This is a genomic window from Pseudolabrys sp. FHR47, assembly GCF_005153485.1.
In the GTDB taxonomy this organism is placed as follows: Bacteria; Pseudomonadota; Alphaproteobacteria; order Rhizobiales; family Xanthobacteraceae; genus Pseudolabrys.
In genome coordinates this window covers 2,449,922-2,463,934 of sequence record NZ_CP039740.1, presented here as the reverse complement: position 1 = coordinate 2,463,934, position 14,013 = coordinate 2,449,922, and the positions used below count along the sequence as shown (strand labels likewise).

At 62.1% G+C, this 14,013-nt stretch carries 15 protein-coding genes and 1 tRNA gene; 11 read left to right on the top strand and 5 right to left on the bottom strand.

What is annotated here, in order from left to right; all coding sequences use genetic code 11:
• Positions 1–741 carry a metallophosphoesterase gene (locus E8Q40_RS12150; RefSeq protein WP_137044811.1) on the bottom strand — a complete coding sequence of 247 codons (741 nt, stop codon included), beginning with the start codon at positions 739–741 and terminating at the stop codon, positions 1–3.
• Between the two features lie 153 nt (positions 742–894).
• On the opposite strand from E8Q40_RS12150, the gene E8Q40_RS12145 reads away from it, so the two are divergent.
• On the top strand, positions 895–1,605 hold the full coding sequence (locus E8Q40_RS12145) for a Spy/CpxP family protein refolding chaperone (RefSeq protein ID WP_168197821.1): 711 nt from the start codon (positions 895–897) through the stop codon (positions 1,603–1,605).
• Positions 1,606–1,700: 95 nt separating this feature from the next.
• Here the strand turns inward: E8Q40_RS12145 and rimO are convergent, their stop codons facing one another.
• Together rimO and E8Q40_RS12135 are read right to left on the bottom strand one after the other, a co-directional pair.
• Positions 1,701–3,074 carry a 30S ribosomal protein S12 methylthiotransferase RimO gene (gene rimO, locus E8Q40_RS12140; protein WP_137046687.1) on the bottom strand — a complete coding sequence of 458 codons (1,374 nt, stop codon included), beginning with the start codon at positions 3,072–3,074 and terminating at the stop codon, positions 1,701–1,703.
• A 153-nt stretch (positions 3,075–3,227) separates the two neighbouring features.
• Positions 3,228–4,037, bottom strand: a complete 810-nt coding sequence (locus E8Q40_RS12135; RefSeq protein ID WP_246662817.1) for an aspartyl/asparaginyl beta-hydroxylase domain-containing protein — start codon at positions 4,035–4,037, stop codon at positions 3,228–3,230.
• Positions 4,038–4,218: 181 nt separating this feature from the next.
• On the opposite strand from E8Q40_RS12135, the gene E8Q40_RS12130 reads away from it, so the two are divergent.
• The 4 genes from E8Q40_RS12130 to E8Q40_RS12115 all read left to right on the top strand — a co-directional run bounded on the left by E8Q40_RS12130 (position 4,219) and on the right by E8Q40_RS12115 (position 7,276).
• Positions 4,219–4,563 (top strand): hypothetical protein, encoded by a 345-nt coding sequence (locus E8Q40_RS12130; protein ID WP_137044809.1) that lies wholly within the window; start codon positions 4,219–4,221, stop codon positions 4,561–4,563.
• Between the two features lie 145 nt (positions 4,564–4,708).
• Positions 4,709–4,960 (top strand): hypothetical protein, encoded by a 252-nt coding sequence (locus E8Q40_RS12125; RefSeq protein WP_137044808.1) that lies wholly within the window; start codon positions 4,709–4,711, stop codon positions 4,958–4,960.
• Positions 4,961–5,026: 66 nt separating this feature from the next.
• Positions 5,027–6,727 (top strand): class I SAM-dependent methyltransferase, encoded by a 1,701-nt coding sequence (locus E8Q40_RS12120; protein ID WP_137044807.1) that lies wholly within the window; start codon positions 5,027–5,029, stop codon positions 6,725–6,727.
• Positions 6,728–7,030: 303 nt separating this feature from the next.
• Positions 7,031–7,276, top strand: a complete 246-nt coding sequence (locus tag E8Q40_RS12115) for a YodC family protein (protein WP_137044806.1) — start codon at positions 7,031–7,033, stop codon at positions 7,274–7,276.
• Between the two features lie 151 nt (positions 7,277–7,427).
• Here E8Q40_RS12115 and E8Q40_RS12110 read toward each other — a convergent pair.
• Both E8Q40_RS12110 and E8Q40_RS12105 read right to left on the bottom strand, forming a co-directional pair.
• Positions 7,428–7,517: transfer RNA gene (locus tag E8Q40_RS12110), tRNA-Ser, on the bottom strand.
• Between the two features lie 154 nt (positions 7,518–7,671).
• Positions 7,672–8,601 (bottom strand): LysR family transcriptional regulator, encoded by a 930-nt coding sequence (locus tag E8Q40_RS12105; RefSeq protein WP_137044805.1) that lies wholly within the window; start codon positions 8,599–8,601, stop codon positions 7,672–7,674.
• Between the two features lie 148 nt (positions 8,602–8,749).
• Here E8Q40_RS12105 and E8Q40_RS12100 point away from each other — a divergent pair, with 148 nt between their 5' ends.
• The 6 genes from E8Q40_RS12100 (at position 8,750) to E8Q40_RS12075 (ending at position 14,012) form a co-directional block, all read left to right on the top strand.
• On the top strand, positions 8,750–9,733 hold the full coding sequence (locus E8Q40_RS12100) for an isopenicillin N synthase family oxygenase (protein ID WP_137044804.1): 984 nt from the start codon (positions 8,750–8,752) through the stop codon (positions 9,731–9,733).
• Between the two features lie 29 nt (positions 9,734–9,762).
• A complete protein-coding gene (locus E8Q40_RS12095; RefSeq protein ID WP_137044803.1) occupies positions 9,763–10,773 on the top strand; it encodes an isopenicillin N synthase family oxygenase in 1,011 nt (336 codons plus the stop codon).
• Positions 10,770–11,237 carry a VOC family protein gene (locus tag E8Q40_RS12090; RefSeq protein WP_137044802.1) on the top strand — a complete coding sequence of 156 codons (468 nt, stop codon included), beginning with the start codon at positions 10,770–10,772 and terminating at the stop codon, positions 11,235–11,237. The genes E8Q40_RS12095 and E8Q40_RS12090 overlap by 4 nt, the downstream gene beginning before the upstream one ends.
• 59 nt (positions 11,238–11,296) lie before the next feature.
• Positions 11,297–12,076, top strand: coding sequence for an ABC transporter ATP-binding protein (locus E8Q40_RS12085; RefSeq protein ID WP_137044801.1), 780 nt, complete (start codon positions 11,297–11,299; stop codon positions 12,074–12,076).
• Between the two features lie 22 nt (positions 12,077–12,098).
• Positions 12,099–12,875: an ABC transporter permease gene (locus E8Q40_RS12080; RefSeq protein ID WP_246662816.1), complete on the top strand. Its 777-nt coding sequence runs from the start codon at positions 12,099–12,101 to the stop codon at positions 12,873–12,875.
• A 162-nt stretch (positions 12,876–13,037) separates the two neighbouring features.
• Positions 13,038–14,012 carry an ABC transporter substrate-binding protein gene (locus E8Q40_RS12075; protein ID WP_168197820.1) on the top strand — a complete coding sequence of 325 codons (975 nt, stop codon included), beginning with the start codon at positions 13,038–13,040 and terminating at the stop codon, positions 14,010–14,012.
• Position 14,013 lies beyond the last annotated feature (1 nt).

Below are 14,013 nucleotides of genomic sequence, written 5' to 3'. Positions count from 1 at the left end.
CTATCTCCCGGCGTAGAGGCGTTCGGCGAGGAACGGCGGCAGCCCTTGCTGGAGTATGCGCCGCGCCGCCGCCTCGATGTCGTAGGGCACGCGGCGATAGGTGAGTTCGCCGCTCTCGGTGTCGAACAGGCAATAGGCTGCGGCCGGATTGCCGTCGCGCGGCTGGCCGACGGCGCCTAACACCGCGAGCCATCGCCGGCCAGGCAGCAGCGGCACCGGCGCGTCGGCGGTTGGTGTGAACGCGGTCATCTTGGCGGTCGATGACAGGCTGTAAAGCGCCGGCCGGTGGACGTGGCCGCAGAATGTAGCATGCGCCTGCGTGGCGGTGAGGCTGTCCGCGGCTTCGAGCGTGCCGATGACGTAGGTCCAGCGCTCCGGATGGCTGGCCTCGGCATGAACGTAGAGCCGGTCGTGATCGGATTGCGTCAAGGGCAGGCCGGCGAGGAAATCGCGGGCCGGCTTGCCGAGTTCGGTGCGGGTCCATTCGATGGCGACGCGGGCTTCGAGGTTCATGCTGTCGGCCGAGCCGCCAATGGCGGCGTCGTGATTGCCGAGTACCAGCATGGCGCCGTCCTCGGCGAGTGCCATGACCCGGTCCATCACCCAATCGGGATCGCCGCCATAGCCGACGAAGTCGCCAAGAAGCACGATGCGCTGCGCGCCGCGCCCGTGCGCGTCGGCAAGGCAGGCTTCGAAGGCCTGCCGGTTGGCATGGATATCGGCGAAGAGAGCGATCAGCACTGACGTTGCGCCACCAAACGACGTTTCAAACCCGGTCCAACCGATACCAGAAATATTTGACAGCGTTGCAGAAACAATCAGCAACGAAACGGTCAAATTGCCGTACCGACCATGCACCATACCGCTGCCGGGGCTAGACAAGGAGCTCAAGTGATGCGGCGTTTAATAGTCGGTTTGGCGGTTGCCGGAAGTCTGACCGGCATCGTGATTGCAGTACATGCGCAATCCGTCGACGGTACCGTTCGTCCCGCAAAAATTCAGGACCGCCATACGACCGAAGGAGCTTTGGTGGCGAGGCCCGATTATGGCGCGACACTCACTGAGTTGGCGCAGGCGGTACGTCCGCAGCCACTCAAAACGAGCGACCGCCCCGATCCCGATCTGCGCGGGACGTGGCCGCAGGACCCGAGAGGTAGCGAAGGCGGTGCGGACATGAAACGCCCGCCGTTCGGAGGGCAACTTCCGCCGCCGCCGATGCGCGCGGCTTGCCTCGAAGAGATAAGCGTCAACGTGGCGCTTGCCGGTTACATGAAAAGCAAACTCAATCTGCAGCCGACTCAGAGAGAGTTGTGGCGCAAAATCGAAGATGCCGCCGAGCCGCATCTCGATCGGTGGCGCAAGGCGTGCTCTCTGCTGCCGGAAAAACCCGGCGCATCACCAAATTTTCCCGAGTTGATTTCGGCGGCCGCGGAACGCATGGCCGCGCGGGCGGCATTCCTCGCGGCCGTTAACGAACCGTTCCAAGCGCTCTATGCGACGCTGGCCAGCGATCAGCGCGACACGCTCTTGTTTGCGATGCCGCCGGCGCCTCCCATGATGCCGATGCCGTTCTTCCCACCCCTTAGGCCGCCGCAGGCTCTGTGAAAGCTCTGCTGTTTTAGTCCCCCAAGAAACGGTAGAGCCGATGACCGCGGCGGCAAGGCCGCGGTCATCACTTATTCGGATGAGACCGTCGCCGCTCAGAAACCAACGGCGGTGCCGTGCAGGTCGTATTCGTCGGCGCGCTCGATCTTGACCGTGGCGATCTCGCCGACGCGCAAGGGGCGGCGGCTGGCGACATAGACGGCGCCGTCGATCTCCGGCGCGTCGGCCATCGAGCGGCCCTTGGCGACGGTTGGCCCCGCTTCGTCGATGATGACCTGCTGGCGGGTGCCGACTTTCCGTTTTAGCCGCCGCGCCGAAATCTTCTGCTGCGCGGCCATGAAACGGTGCCAGCGCTCTTCCTTGACCTCTTCGGGCACCGGATTGCCCAGCGCGTTGGCCGACGCGCCGGCAACCGCCTCGTATTTGAAGCAGCCGACGCGGTCGAGCGAAGCTTCATCGAGCCATTCGAGCAGGCTCTCGAACTCGGCATCGGTTTCGCCGGGAAAGCCGACGATGAAGGTCGAGCGCAAGGTCAGGTCAGGACACATCTCGCGCCAGCGTCGGATGCTGTCGAGCGTCTTTTCCTGCGAGGCCGGGCGTTTCATGCGGCGCAGCACGTCGTGATTGGCATGCTGCAGCGGCATGTCGAGATAAGGCAGGATCTTGCGATCGGCCATCAGCGGGATGACGTCGTCGACATGCTTGTAGGGATAGACATAGTGCATGCGCACCCAGACGCCGAGCTCGCCGAGCGCGCGGGAGAGATCGAGAAATTTGGCGCGTACTTCGCGCGTCTCGCCGTTCGCGTTCTTCCATGAACTTGCGGCGTATTTGATGTCGAGACCGTAGGCCGAAGTGTCCTGCGAGATGACCAGCAGTTCCTTGACGCCGGCCTTTACCAGCCGCTCGGCTTCGCGCATCACATCGGCGGCCGGGCGCGAGACCAGATCGCCGCGCAGCTTCGGGATGATGCAGAAGGTGCAGCGGTTGTTGCAGCCTTCGGAAATCTTCAGATAGGCGTAGTGCCGCGGCGTCAGCTTGATGCCTTCCGGCGGCACCAGGTCGATGAACGGATTGTGCTTGGGCGGCGCGGCACGATGCACGGCATCGAGCACGCTCTCGTATTGCTGCGGGCCGGTGATGGCGAGCACGCCGGGATGCGCCTTGGTGATGTTCTCGGGCTCGGCGCCCATACAGCCGGTGACGATGACTTTGCCGTTCTCGTTCAGCGCCTGGCCGATGGCGTCGAGCGACTCCGCCTTGGCCGAGTCGAGGAAGCCGCAGGTGTTGACGATGACGAGGTCGGAGCCCTTGTGCTCGCGGGTCAGCTCATAGCCCTCGGCGCGCAGGCGCGTGATGATGCGCTCGGAATCGACCAGCGCCTTGGGGCAGCCGAGCGACACGAAGCTGACCTTGGGCGCAGGCTGGCCGTCAGTATCCGGGGCGGGATGTGCAGGGGCGTCGAGCATGGGCAGGAGGTAGAGGGCAAAGCGGGGGATGGCAAGGGTAAACGCTGTCATGCCCGCGAAAGCGGGCATCCAGTAAACGCAGGATTTGCGGTCAAAATCTCAACGCGGAGTGTACTGGATCACCCGCTTTCGCGGGTGAAGACGCTCGCGGCGTCACCTGTTCCGCAGCGCCTCGGCTTCCTCGTAGAACTTCTTTTCCCAGGCCTTCTGGTTGTCCATGCCCTCGCGGATGAAGGGGGTGAACACGGCGACGTTGAGCAGCAGCCAGTTCAGGAGATTGGCCGGGAAGCGCAGCGGCTTGCGGAAATCGACGAACAGCACCACGCGCACCTTGTCGGTGTTATTCCAGGCCTCGTGCTCGAAGGCGTCATCGAAGATAACGGCTTCGCCTTCCTTCCAGCGATAGGTTTCCGTCTCGACGCGGATGCCGAGCTTTTCGCGCGGCTCGGGGACGATGAGGCCGAGGTGCAGGCGCAGCACGCCGTTATAGGGGCCACGGTGCGGCGGCAGGTGCTTGTTCGGCTCGAAGATCGAGAACATCACGGTGATCAGGCCCGGGATCTTCTGGCAGATGCGCCACGTTTCCGGACACTGCCTAATGTTGTTCTCTGACTTGAAGCCGTAACCGGACAAGAGGAAGGTCTTCCAGCCACGGTCCTGGCTGATGGTCGAGACATCGGTCGCCAGCTCGTGGAAGCCGGGCAGTTCATCCTTGCGGGTGAGCACCTTGTCGAGTTCGGCGCGGATCGCCGGCCATTCTTTCTCGATCTCCTTGGCCCAGGGAAATACCGCCTTGTCGTAGATCGGCGGGTTGCCGACCTTGGAGAACTTGAGGTTCAGCCGCTCTGCGAAGGCGACCACGCTCATGAAGAACCGGGTGACAGCGCTGGGACGCCCCATGGGCTTGATGCCCTCGGTGCCGAACTGCTGGGCCGGCTCATTGGTCTGATTGGCGAGGGTCACAGTCGGTCGTCTCCATTGGATCGGCGGCCGCAAAGGGGCCAAGGCAGCGCCAATCTAGTCATCGGAGGCGCGCCGCAAAAGGTAGAGTTCCGCATGGTACTCAGTTGTTCAGGGCCAATCTGGGGCGACGGCCATTCGGAAATGGTCTAGAAAAGAAAAACCGGGCGGCCAGGAGGCACAGATGAAGCGATCAGTATGGCGGGCATTCGTTGTCGCGGCGTCGATGGCTTATTTTGTCATCGCGGCGGTCGTCGGGACGGAGCAGGCCCAGGCGGCCGAAGCGGCCCTGCCGCGCGCCAGCGCACCGGCGACGATGCTGCCGTTTCCGCGCAGCGAACGCGCCCAGGCGGTCTGGGCCTCGAGCGCCTGTCTGCGCGACTGCGGCGCTTATTGCGCCTGGGGGCAGACGCAATGCCTGACCCGCGATTCCCAGGGCCAATGCCTCAAGCTGACCGACGACTGCGACCGCTACTGCCAGCGGTCCTGCAGAACGTCGGGCGGTCCGTGGCTGCCGCTCGACTTCTAGGCCCGCCTCCGGGCACCATGGCTAACGGCCCGTTACGGCGATCGCGCCATTTGCAGCACGCGCCGGAACGGAATGGAACTTTTTGTGTGCGAAACATGGCGGCAATGTGCGGCCCCGTGGAATTCCCGCCGAGGAGTTTCCTGCCATGTCTCGTGCCATGTTCTTCAGGCATCGCTTGATCCTGCTTATGACCACCGCGTTTTGCGCGGCTCTGCTGCTATGTCCGGTCGGTGGCAGGACGCCTCCGGCGGTGGCGCTCGGCCCGCTCACGAGCGCCGCGCCGCCGCTTTTCGCCGCCAGCACAATCTCGGCCGGGGACGATGATGCGGCCATGAACGCACTGCACCGGGAGGCCACCCTGGCGCTGGGCCAATTGCGGGGGCGGGCCGCGCCGTAGCCCCGTTCGCTTGCTGGGCTTTGAGTGCCCACCTATAAGCCGGGCGCATTCCGTGAAGGCCGCGCCATGACTCGCACCCAACGCCGCGTCGCGCAGAAGCAGGCATCGTCTGCTGCAGCGGAGCTGTTCCAGCGCGCGCTGATGCATCATCAGCAGGGCGATCTGCCGGGCGCGGGGATGCTCTACAAGAAAGTTCTCGCGGCGGACGCCGCCCACGCGCCAGCCTGCGACCGGCTGGCGGCGGTCTATCTGGCGCAGGGCAAGCGAGACAAGGCGTCGGTCCAATATGCCGAGCTGGCGCGCATCGCGCCGCAGACGCTCAACCAGTTCGACACCGTGCTGGCGACCCTGAAGGCGCTACAGCCGGATTTTGCCGCAGCGCTCGATGCCGTCGTGCGCGGCGCTGGAGCGCCGCCTCTGACCGACGCGATTGCCGGTGACGTCTATCTGCGCTGCGTGCTCGAGAACACCGCGGTGCGCGACTGGAGCTTCGAGCGATGGCTGACGAGGGTGCGCGCGTCGCTGCTGGCGCAGGCGCTGGATGACACCGCAAAGCCGAGCGGCGAACTCGTCGCCTTCGCCGCGGCCTTGGCGCGGCAGTGCTACATCAATGAATATGTGTTCGCGCTCGGGGAAGGCGAGGCCACGAATATCGCCCCCCTAAAGCGCCGCGTTGTCGAGAGCCTCGACACCGGCACGCCCGTCGCGCCGCTGGCGCTTGCAGTGCTCGCATCATATGAGCCGCTTCACATCCTGCCCGGCGCCGACAAGCTGCTCGCCCGCAAGTGGCCTTCCGCCGTCGACGCTGTGGTGACGCAGCAGATACGCGAGCCGCGCGAGGAGGCGGCCTTGCGCGCGACCATGCCAGTGCTCACGCCGATCGCCGACGGCATCACCGCGGCGGTGCGTCTGCAATATGAGGAAAATCCTTATCCGCGCTGGGTGCGACTGCCTTCGCCGCCGCCGCCAATGGTGCTCGACGAACTCATCCGCCATCAGTTTCCGACAGTGCCGTTCCGGCCGCTCAATAAAACCGACCAACTCGACATCCTGATCGCTGGCTGCGGCACCGGACGCATCGCGCTCGAAGTGGCGCAGAGTTTTGCCGGCGCGCAGGTGCTGGCGGTCGATCTCAGTCTCGCCAGCCTCGCCGCCGCCAAGCGCAAGACGCCGGCCGCGCTGAAAGGCAAGATCGAGTTCGCGCAAGCCGACATCATGTCGATCGGATCGATCGGCCGCGATTTCGATTTCATCGGCGTCGGCGGGGTGCTGCATCACATGGCCGATCCTCTCGGCGGCTGGCGCGAACTCATCAAGCTGATGCGGCCGGACGCGCTGATGCAGGTCGGGCTCTACAGCGCGCATGCGCGCCGGGAGATCAATGCGGCGCGTAAACTCATTGCCGAACGTGGCTATCCATCAACGGCGGATGGCATCCGCCAGGCGCGGCAGGATCTGTTCGCCGCGCCGAAGCACTACAATTTCATGACCTTGCGCGATTTCTTCACCACCAGTGAAGTGCGCGATCTCATTTTCCACGTCCACGAACGGCAGTTCACGATTCCCGAGATCGCCGATTTCATCAGCGCCGACGGGCTCAACTTCATCGGCTTCGAATTCAGTAATCAGGCCGTTCATCAGCACCATCGCACCGTGTTCGCGAGGAACGGCTGGTCGCTTACCGATCTGGCGCGCTGGGACGCTTACGAGCGCGACAACCCCGACACCTTTGCCAACATGTACGTGTTCTGGGTGCAAAAGAGCTGAAGCGACGTATTTTTGCGTAGCAGGACTGCAGTCCGCATAACATTGTTTCGTTGTTCAGCAGCGCACAGAGGGGCGTTAGCTTGAGGCAGGAAAAGGCTAACATCCTGCAACTCCATGGATAAACCACATCGAGCCGCCGGTATTTGGATAATACTCAATACGGTGTCTAGAAGTGTTCCTAAGTATTACCAATTGCTTCTTTCTGAATTGGTCCCTCCCGAATCGATTGTAATTCTGCAACTGTATTTGTACCCTTGGGTGAGTTACCGCTTTGGTGCAACCAGTGGCTAAACGGGGGCAAGGATGAAATTCAAAGTCGGCGATGTTGTTCAATTGAACTCCGGGGGGCCGCGCATGACCGTCCTCGGCAATGGCGTCAATGAAAACGGTAAACCCGTCGTCGGTTGCAGTTGGTTTGACGGGGTCAGCCACTGCCATGCGGTTTTTCCCGAAGAAAGCGTGAGGCCACCGCGGCCGAGCAAACTCGCACGTTGGCTGGGGCTCGCGCCCACCGCGGCAGACTCCGAAGGCCGTCTGCGATCGGCTTAGTATCTATTCATTGGGGTGGATCGATTGTGGGGGCTTCCAAATCGGGCGGGCACTTCATTCAAGACGCCGTCTGGATTTGAGGCCAGCGGCCAACGACCTGACGCTGATGTGATGCGCTCACGTCTGATGTCGGCGGCCGCACACAAGCAAATGGCGGAAGGGGTGAGATTCGAACTCACGGTGGGCTTGCACCCACGCCGGTTTTCAAGACCGGTGCCTTAAACCACTCGGCCACCCTTCCAGCATTGAAATCATTGGAGAAATCGCGGTGCGATGTCTCCAAAAGACCAGTTTGCTACCATTTTGGTGCCCGATCGCTTTGGGCCGCGGCGCTATGTGCACCGAGGAAGCCAAAAAGGGAAGACACTTTGCCCGACATCGTCCCGACGCCGTGCCTAACTGTCGGCTCGCGATCTTGAGCTCCGCTGAAACAGCTTCGACACCGCCTGACGGATGGATTCCGCGAATAAAGCCGGCGCCAGGGCCAGGGATGAGTTGGCCCGGTGGATCAAGGTCAGCGGATGCGATTTCAGCGAACGGTCCAGAATACGGACATAAGTCAGCCTGTTCTCGCGCACCTCTTCCGACACGTCGGTGGCACTGAGAAACGTCACGGCCCGGTCGTGGATGGCAAGATACTTCATCAGTTCGATTGAATTGGTCTCAAAGGCCGCCTGCATCGTCACCTTCGAGCCGATGCAGGCATTCTGCATCAGGCGATAGATCGATAAGGTCTGGTCGGCCATCACGATCGGATAGTCGCAGCACTGTGACAGGCGTACACCGGGCAAACCCGCCAGCGGATGGTCGCTGGCGACAATGGCCCCAAGCCGCGCGTCGAACACATCCATGATGTGAAGGCTCGGGTCGGTGCGCATGCTGTAGCCCAGTCCGATATCGGCGTCGCCTTGCTCCACAGCCTTGAGGATGGCCTCACCCAGAAGACTTTTCACGATGATCTTCATGCCGGGGTGCTTCTTCTTGAATTCCACGGCGAGTTGCGAGACGACGCCGCTGGCAAGGCCGTTCATTGTCGCAACCTTTATGGTGCCCCGCGACAGCCCTTGCAGTTCAAGAATGCGCGTCTGTACCTGGTCGTGGTCGCGCAGTGTCTGCCGAACATGCGTGATCAGCACTTCGCCGGCGGAAGTCAGCCGCAGGCCGCGCGGCAGACGCTCGAAAATCTGCGCCTGCAGACTTTCTTCGAGTTCGAGGATCTGGCGGTTGATCGAGGAGGAGGCGACGTTAAGCTTTTCGGCAGCTTGCCGGATTGAGCCGGAATTCACCACCTCGTCGAGATAACGCAGCAACCGGGAATGCAACATCGGGCAGCGCCTCTCGCAAAACTACTGCTCTCTTTTTCGCATCGCGATGCTCGAAAATCAATGCTTTTAGAGAGCCCTCCGCCGAGCTTGAGTCAGTGGTATCCGATGCGCGGGCCTCAAGGAGGACCGTGTGGGACTGGAGGAGCCGATGAACGTCGAGGTCCGGAATTCGCAGATTGCGCAGAAAAGCCTGCCGATCATCGATATTTCCGCTTTTCTTGATGGCGACTTCCCAGCCCGCCAGGCGGTAGCGCAGCAAATTCGGCTGGCCTGCCTCGACAAGGGCTTCTTCTATATTTCCGGGCACGGTGTTCCGGAAACGCTGATCGACGACACGATCGCGCAGGCCAAGCGGTTCTTCGACCTGCCGCTCGACGCCAAGATGGCGCTCGACAAGGCAACCTCCAAAGCCAATCGCGGTTACGAGCCGATGTCCGGCCAGCGTCTCGAGGCCGGCGCGCCGCCGGACCTGAAAGAGAGCTACTTTGTCGGCGGCGAATTGCCGCCTGACGATCCGCGGTTGCTGCGCGGCCAGTTCGGGCGTGGTGCCAACCAATGGCCCGCCGAACTGCCAGGCTTTCGCGAAACGCTGCAGGCCTATTACACCGCGATGACGGAACTTGGCGGTCGCATCAACGGCGCCGTCGCTTTGTCGCTCGGCTTGCCTGAGAACTATTTTGCGACTTTCTATCAGGAGCCGCTGAACACGCTGCGCATGATTCACTACCCGCCGCAGCCGGCCAACCCGCACCCTGATCTGAAAGGCTGCGGCGCGCACACTGATTTCGGCGGCCTGACGTTGCTGCTTCAGGATTCCGCTGGCGGCCTTCAGGTCTGGGACGAAAGCGCCGGCGCATGGATCGATGCGTGGCCGGTGCCGAACACCTACGTCGTCAATCTCGGCGATTTCATATCGCTGTGGACCAACAACACCTATCGCTCGACGATGCACCGCGTCATCAACACGTCGGGCCGCGAGCGCTATTCGGTGCCGTTCTTCGTCAATGGCGATCCGGATTTCGAAGTGTCATGCATTCCCTCGTGCCTCGCGCCGGGGGAGACACCGAAATTTCCGCCCACCACGATCGCCCATCATTTCCAGGCGATGTACAGCAAAACCTATTTGCGCTGATTGCCTCGACAAAAAAGGTGCATTGAGACATGCTGATCTACTCGCCGCCGAAGCCCGCGACCTCCATTCCGGTGATCGACCTCGAACAGACGTTCGAGGGCGGAAGCATTGCCCGGCAAAAGGCCGCCGACGCGATCCAGACCGCATGCCGCCAGACCGGCTTTTTCTATGTCGCCAATCACCGCGTCCCGGCAAAGCTGATCGAAACCCAGTTCGCTGCCGCCAAGCAGTTCTTCGACCTGCCACTGTCGGAAAAGATGGCCATTCACATGAAGAAATCGCCGACCACGGCCGGTTACGAGCCGATCGGCGGCCAGACGCTCGACAGCCAGGATGACAAATCGGAGAAAGCGCCGCCCGATCTGAAGGAAAGCTTCTATTGCGGTCTTGAAACCGAGCCCAACGATCCGCGCTTTCCCAAGCCGGTCCGCGGCTACGGCCACAATCAATGGCCCAACCTGCCGGGATTCCGCGAGCAGATGATCACTTACTACGCAGCGGTGAGTTCGCTCGGCGCGCATCTCTTGACGCTGCTGGCGCGCTCGCTGGAAATGCCGGAAGACTGGTTCGCCAAATTCCACGCGCCGGCCTCGGCGACCTTGCGCATGATCAAGTATCCGCCGCAGGCTGCGGACGCGAAGTTCAACCAGATCGGCGCCGGCGCGCACACCGACTGGGGTGGCATCACCATTCTGGCGCAGGATGATGTCGGCGGCCTGGAAGTGCAGACTGTCGATGGCACCTGGATCGAAGGCCGGCCGATTCCCGGCGCTTTCGTCATCAATCTCGGCGACCTGATGGCGCGCTGGACCAATGGCATCTACTCGTCGAATGTCCATCGCGTGAAGAACAACAACAGCAACAGGGACCGCTATTCGATCCCGTTCTTCTACGGGCCTTATCCGACCAGCACGATCGAGGCGATTCCGAGCTGCGTCGGCGAGGGGCAGGCGCCGCGCTTTGCCACATGCACGGCGGCCGAGCACATGCAGGAGATGTTCCGCCGTTCCTACGGCTACACGCCGCAGACCGCAGCATGAGTACGAGTAAAGTTTCAGCGCGCCTCGCTTACGCCAACGTCTTTGCCGCCGATATCAACGCGCTATCGCAATTCTATAGCAAGCTTCTCGGCTTCCCGTTGATGCCGGAGCGCTCATCGCCGATCTATCGCTGTCTCGATGCCGGTGGTGGTCTCGAACTCGGCTTCAACGCGCCGCTGGCTTACGAGTTGCTCGGCGTCGCCGGACGAAAGCCGGACCATGAGGGCCGCGTCAATGTCTACCTGACCTTCGAAGTCGCATCGGTCGCGGACGTCGACAATATCGCGGAGAGCGCCGTCACGCTGGGCGGGAGCATCGTGAAGCCGCCCTACGACACGTATTACAACGCGCGACAGGCGGTGCTCGAGGATCCGGAGGGCAACGTGTTTCGCATCAATCACCGCAAGGGGCCGCGCCTGCCGGCCGAGGAGGTTAGCAATCCGCCGTGGGCGGCGAAGGCATAAGACGGTGATGGCATGAAATTTGCTGGTTTACCGGTAGGTTATTTGAACGAACGAACGTCATGAGCGAGCCGCCCGTTATCAGTTTCGACAATGTCGAGCAGGTCTTTGTTGACGACAAAGGCGCTTCGGTTGTCGCGTTGAAAAATCTCTCGCTGTCCGTCGGTCGGCACGAATTCATCGCCATTTTGGGGCCGTCGGGCTGCGGAAAGTCCACTTTGCTGCGGCAGCTTGCCGGTCTGATCAAGCCGACGCGCGGCACCGTCTCCATTTACGGCATGCCGGTGACACAACCGCGCGACGACACCGGCATCGTGTTCCAGCGGCCGACCTTGTTGCCATGGTTCGATGTGCTCGGCAACGTCACTTTCGTTGCCCGTCACAAATACGGCCGTGTCACCGCCGAAGACAAGGAACGCGCGCACGAACTGCTGAAGCTGGTCGATCTCGACAGCTTCGCCGGCGCCCGCATCGACCAATTGTCCGGCGGCATGCAGCAGCGCGTGGCGATCGCCCGCGCGCTGCTGCTCGATCCGGACATTCTGCTGATGGACGAGCCGTTCTCTGCGCTCGACGCGCTGGCGCGCGACGAGATGAGCTTTGAACTTCTACGCATCTGGACCGAACGGCCGAAAACCGTCGTCTTCATCACTCATTCGATTCCCGAGGCGGTGCTGTTGGCGGACCGGATTGTTGTGATGACACCTCGTCCGGGCACCGTTCGCGAAATTCTCACCGTTCCGCTGCCCCGTCCGCGCTCGCTCGAAACCTTGTCGGATCCGCGCTTTAATGAACTCGCCAATCACATCCGCTCTCAGCTCTTCACGCGCCGTGCGGCCTGAAGCAGAAGTCGCGGGCCCGACCGTGTCGCGGTGGCTGGCCGCGCTGGCCTACCGCTTTGCGCCGCTGCTCGTCTTCGTCGGCGTCATTGCCGTTTGGGAAGCCGGCTGCCGCCTGCTCGAAGTGCCGTCATTTCTTTTGCCGGCGCCGAGCATGATCGTGAAGGGATTTCAGGAGCAGGAACTCAGCACCTGGGCCGCTCACACCTGGGCGACATTGCGTGTCGCCATCATGGGCTTCATTGTCGCGGTCGCTGTCTCGATCCCGCTCGCGATCGGTCTGGCGACGTCGAAACTGATGTCCCGCGCCGTCTATCCGCTGATCGTGGTCATTCATTCGATGCCGATCGTCGCGGTTGCGCCGATCATCGTCGTCACAATGGGAACGTCCGACCTGCCGCGCGTTGCCATCACCTTTCTGATCACCTTCTTCCCGATCGTGGTGACGACGACGGCGGGCCTCCTGGCGACGCCACCAGAACTGATCGAACTGTCCCGGTCGCTGCGCGCCGAATGGGCGCGCGAGACCTATCACATCCGTCTGCCTTTCGCGTTGCCTTACATTTTCAGCGCGCTGAAAATTTCGACGACGCTCGCCGTCATCGGCGCCGTGGTTGCGGAATTCGTTTCGGCCGAGAAGGGCCTCGGCTACATGATCCAGTTCACGACATCATTCTTCAAGATCAACCAGGCCTTCGCGGCACTGACGCTGCTTGTGGTCATCAGTCTCTGCTTCTTCCAGTTCATCGCGCTTATGCAACGCATCATCGTTCCGTGGGCGCGGGAGGAAGTCGGGAAATGACGTACCGCGCGGACTTCTTGACCGCTGCCGCAAAGGCAGCGCTCCGCTCTTTTAATGGTGCTGGTTCTTGCATGCGCCAGTCTTTTGTATCGTTCGATACCGTCACCTTAAATCCCTGCCGGGACACACGACTTCGTAGCACTGGAGGTTGAAATGCGTTTGATGAGCGTTGGTCTGGCCATTGGCATGGCTCTCGTGTCCGGCACCGCCGGTCTCGCGGCCGACAAGGTGACCATGCAGTTCGGCTGGGTGCCGGGCGGCGATCGCGCGGCCTATTACATTGCCAAGGAAGCGGGCCTGTTCGCGGCTGAGGGCCTCGACGTGCAACTCCTAGCCGGCAAGGGCTCGAACGACGCCATCACCAAGGTCGCGACCGGTGTCGCCGATTTCGCCGAAGGCGGCCTCGATGCGCTGCTGCGCGCCAAACTACAAAACAATGTGCCGGTGACGGCCGTGATGCCGGTCTATACCAAGGCGCCTGACGCGCTGGTGACGACGCCCGCTTCCGGCATCAAGTCGCTGAAGGACGTAACCGGCAAGAAGGTCGCGACGTCGCCTTTCACCTCGTCGAACGGTCCGTGGCCTTTCCTGCTGCAGTCCATTGGCGTCGATCCCGACAAGGTGCAACTGATTAAGGCGGATCCGAATGCGCTCGCGCCGATGCTCGCGACGGGTCAGGTCGATGCGATCATCCAGTACGTCACCAATGCGCCGGCCACCACCGCGATCCTCAAAGAAGCGAAGAAGGACATGGTGATGCTGCCTTGGGCCGAATATGGCCTCGCCGGCTATTCGAGCTCGGTCTTCGTGTCGAATGCCACCCTGGCGAACAAGCGCGACATGGTCGTGCGCTTCACTCGCGCCCTCAAGAAGGCCGAATTGATGATGCAGGCCGATCCCGAAAAGGCGGCCGCCGCCGTCAAGGCTTCGGTTCCGGAAATCGATCTTGCCATCACGGCCGCGCTGGTGAAGGCGACGCTGCCGCTGATGTTCAACGACCAGACCAAGAAGGACGGCCTCGGCGTGTTCTCACCCGATCTCGTCAAGACGACGTGGGAATGGGTGGCGAAGCAGGAGAAGGTTCCGGTCGACAAGATCGATCCGATGTCCGTCGTCGATATGAAGATCACGCAGTAAG

Excerpts from the sequence above, each read along its gene's own strand:
- E8Q40_RS12100 (WP_137044804.1), top strand. The coding sequence starts at position 8,750 with ATGAACGTCGAGGTCCGGAATTCGCAGATTGCGCAGAAAAGCCTGCCG.
- E8Q40_RS12075 (WP_168197820.1), top strand. The coding sequence starts at position 13,038 with ATGAGCGTTGGTCTGGCCATTGGCATGGCTCTCGTGTCCGGCACCGCC.
- E8Q40_RS12120 (WP_137044807.1), top strand. The coding sequence starts at position 5,027 with ATGACTCGCACCCAACGCCGCGTCGCGCAGAAGCAGGCATCGTCTGCT.
- E8Q40_RS12105 (WP_137044805.1), bottom strand. The coding sequence starts at position 8,601 with ATGTTGCATTCCCGGTTGCTGCGTTATCTCGACGAGGTGGTGAATTCC.
- E8Q40_RS12085 (WP_137044801.1), top strand. The coding sequence starts at position 11,297 with ATGAGCGAGCCGCCCGTTATCAGTTTCGACAATGTCGAGCAGGTCTTT.
- rimO (WP_137046687.1), bottom strand. The coding sequence starts at position 3,074 with ATGCTCGACGCCCCTGCACATCCCGCCCCGGATACTGACGGCCAGCCT.
- E8Q40_RS12130 (WP_137044809.1), top strand. The coding sequence starts at position 4,219 with ATGAAGCGATCAGTATGGCGGGCATTCGTTGTCGCGGCGTCGATGGCT.
- E8Q40_RS12125 (WP_137044808.1), top strand. The coding sequence starts at position 4,709 with ATGTCTCGTGCCATGTTCTTCAGGCATCGCTTGATCCTGCTTATGACC.
- E8Q40_RS12095 (WP_137044803.1), top strand. The coding sequence starts at position 9,763 with ATGCTGATCTACTCGCCGCCGAAGCCCGCGACCTCCATTCCGGTGATC.
- E8Q40_RS12115 (WP_137044806.1), top strand. The coding sequence starts at position 7,031 with ATGAAATTCAAAGTCGGCGATGTTGTTCAATTGAACTCCGGGGGGCCG.
- E8Q40_RS12145 (WP_168197821.1), top strand. The coding sequence starts at position 895 with ATGCGGCGTTTAATAGTCGGTTTGGCGGTTGCCGGAAGTCTGACCGGC.
- E8Q40_RS12090 (WP_137044802.1), top strand. The coding sequence starts at position 10,770 with ATGAGTACGAGTAAAGTTTCAGCGCGCCTCGCTTACGCCAACGTCTTT.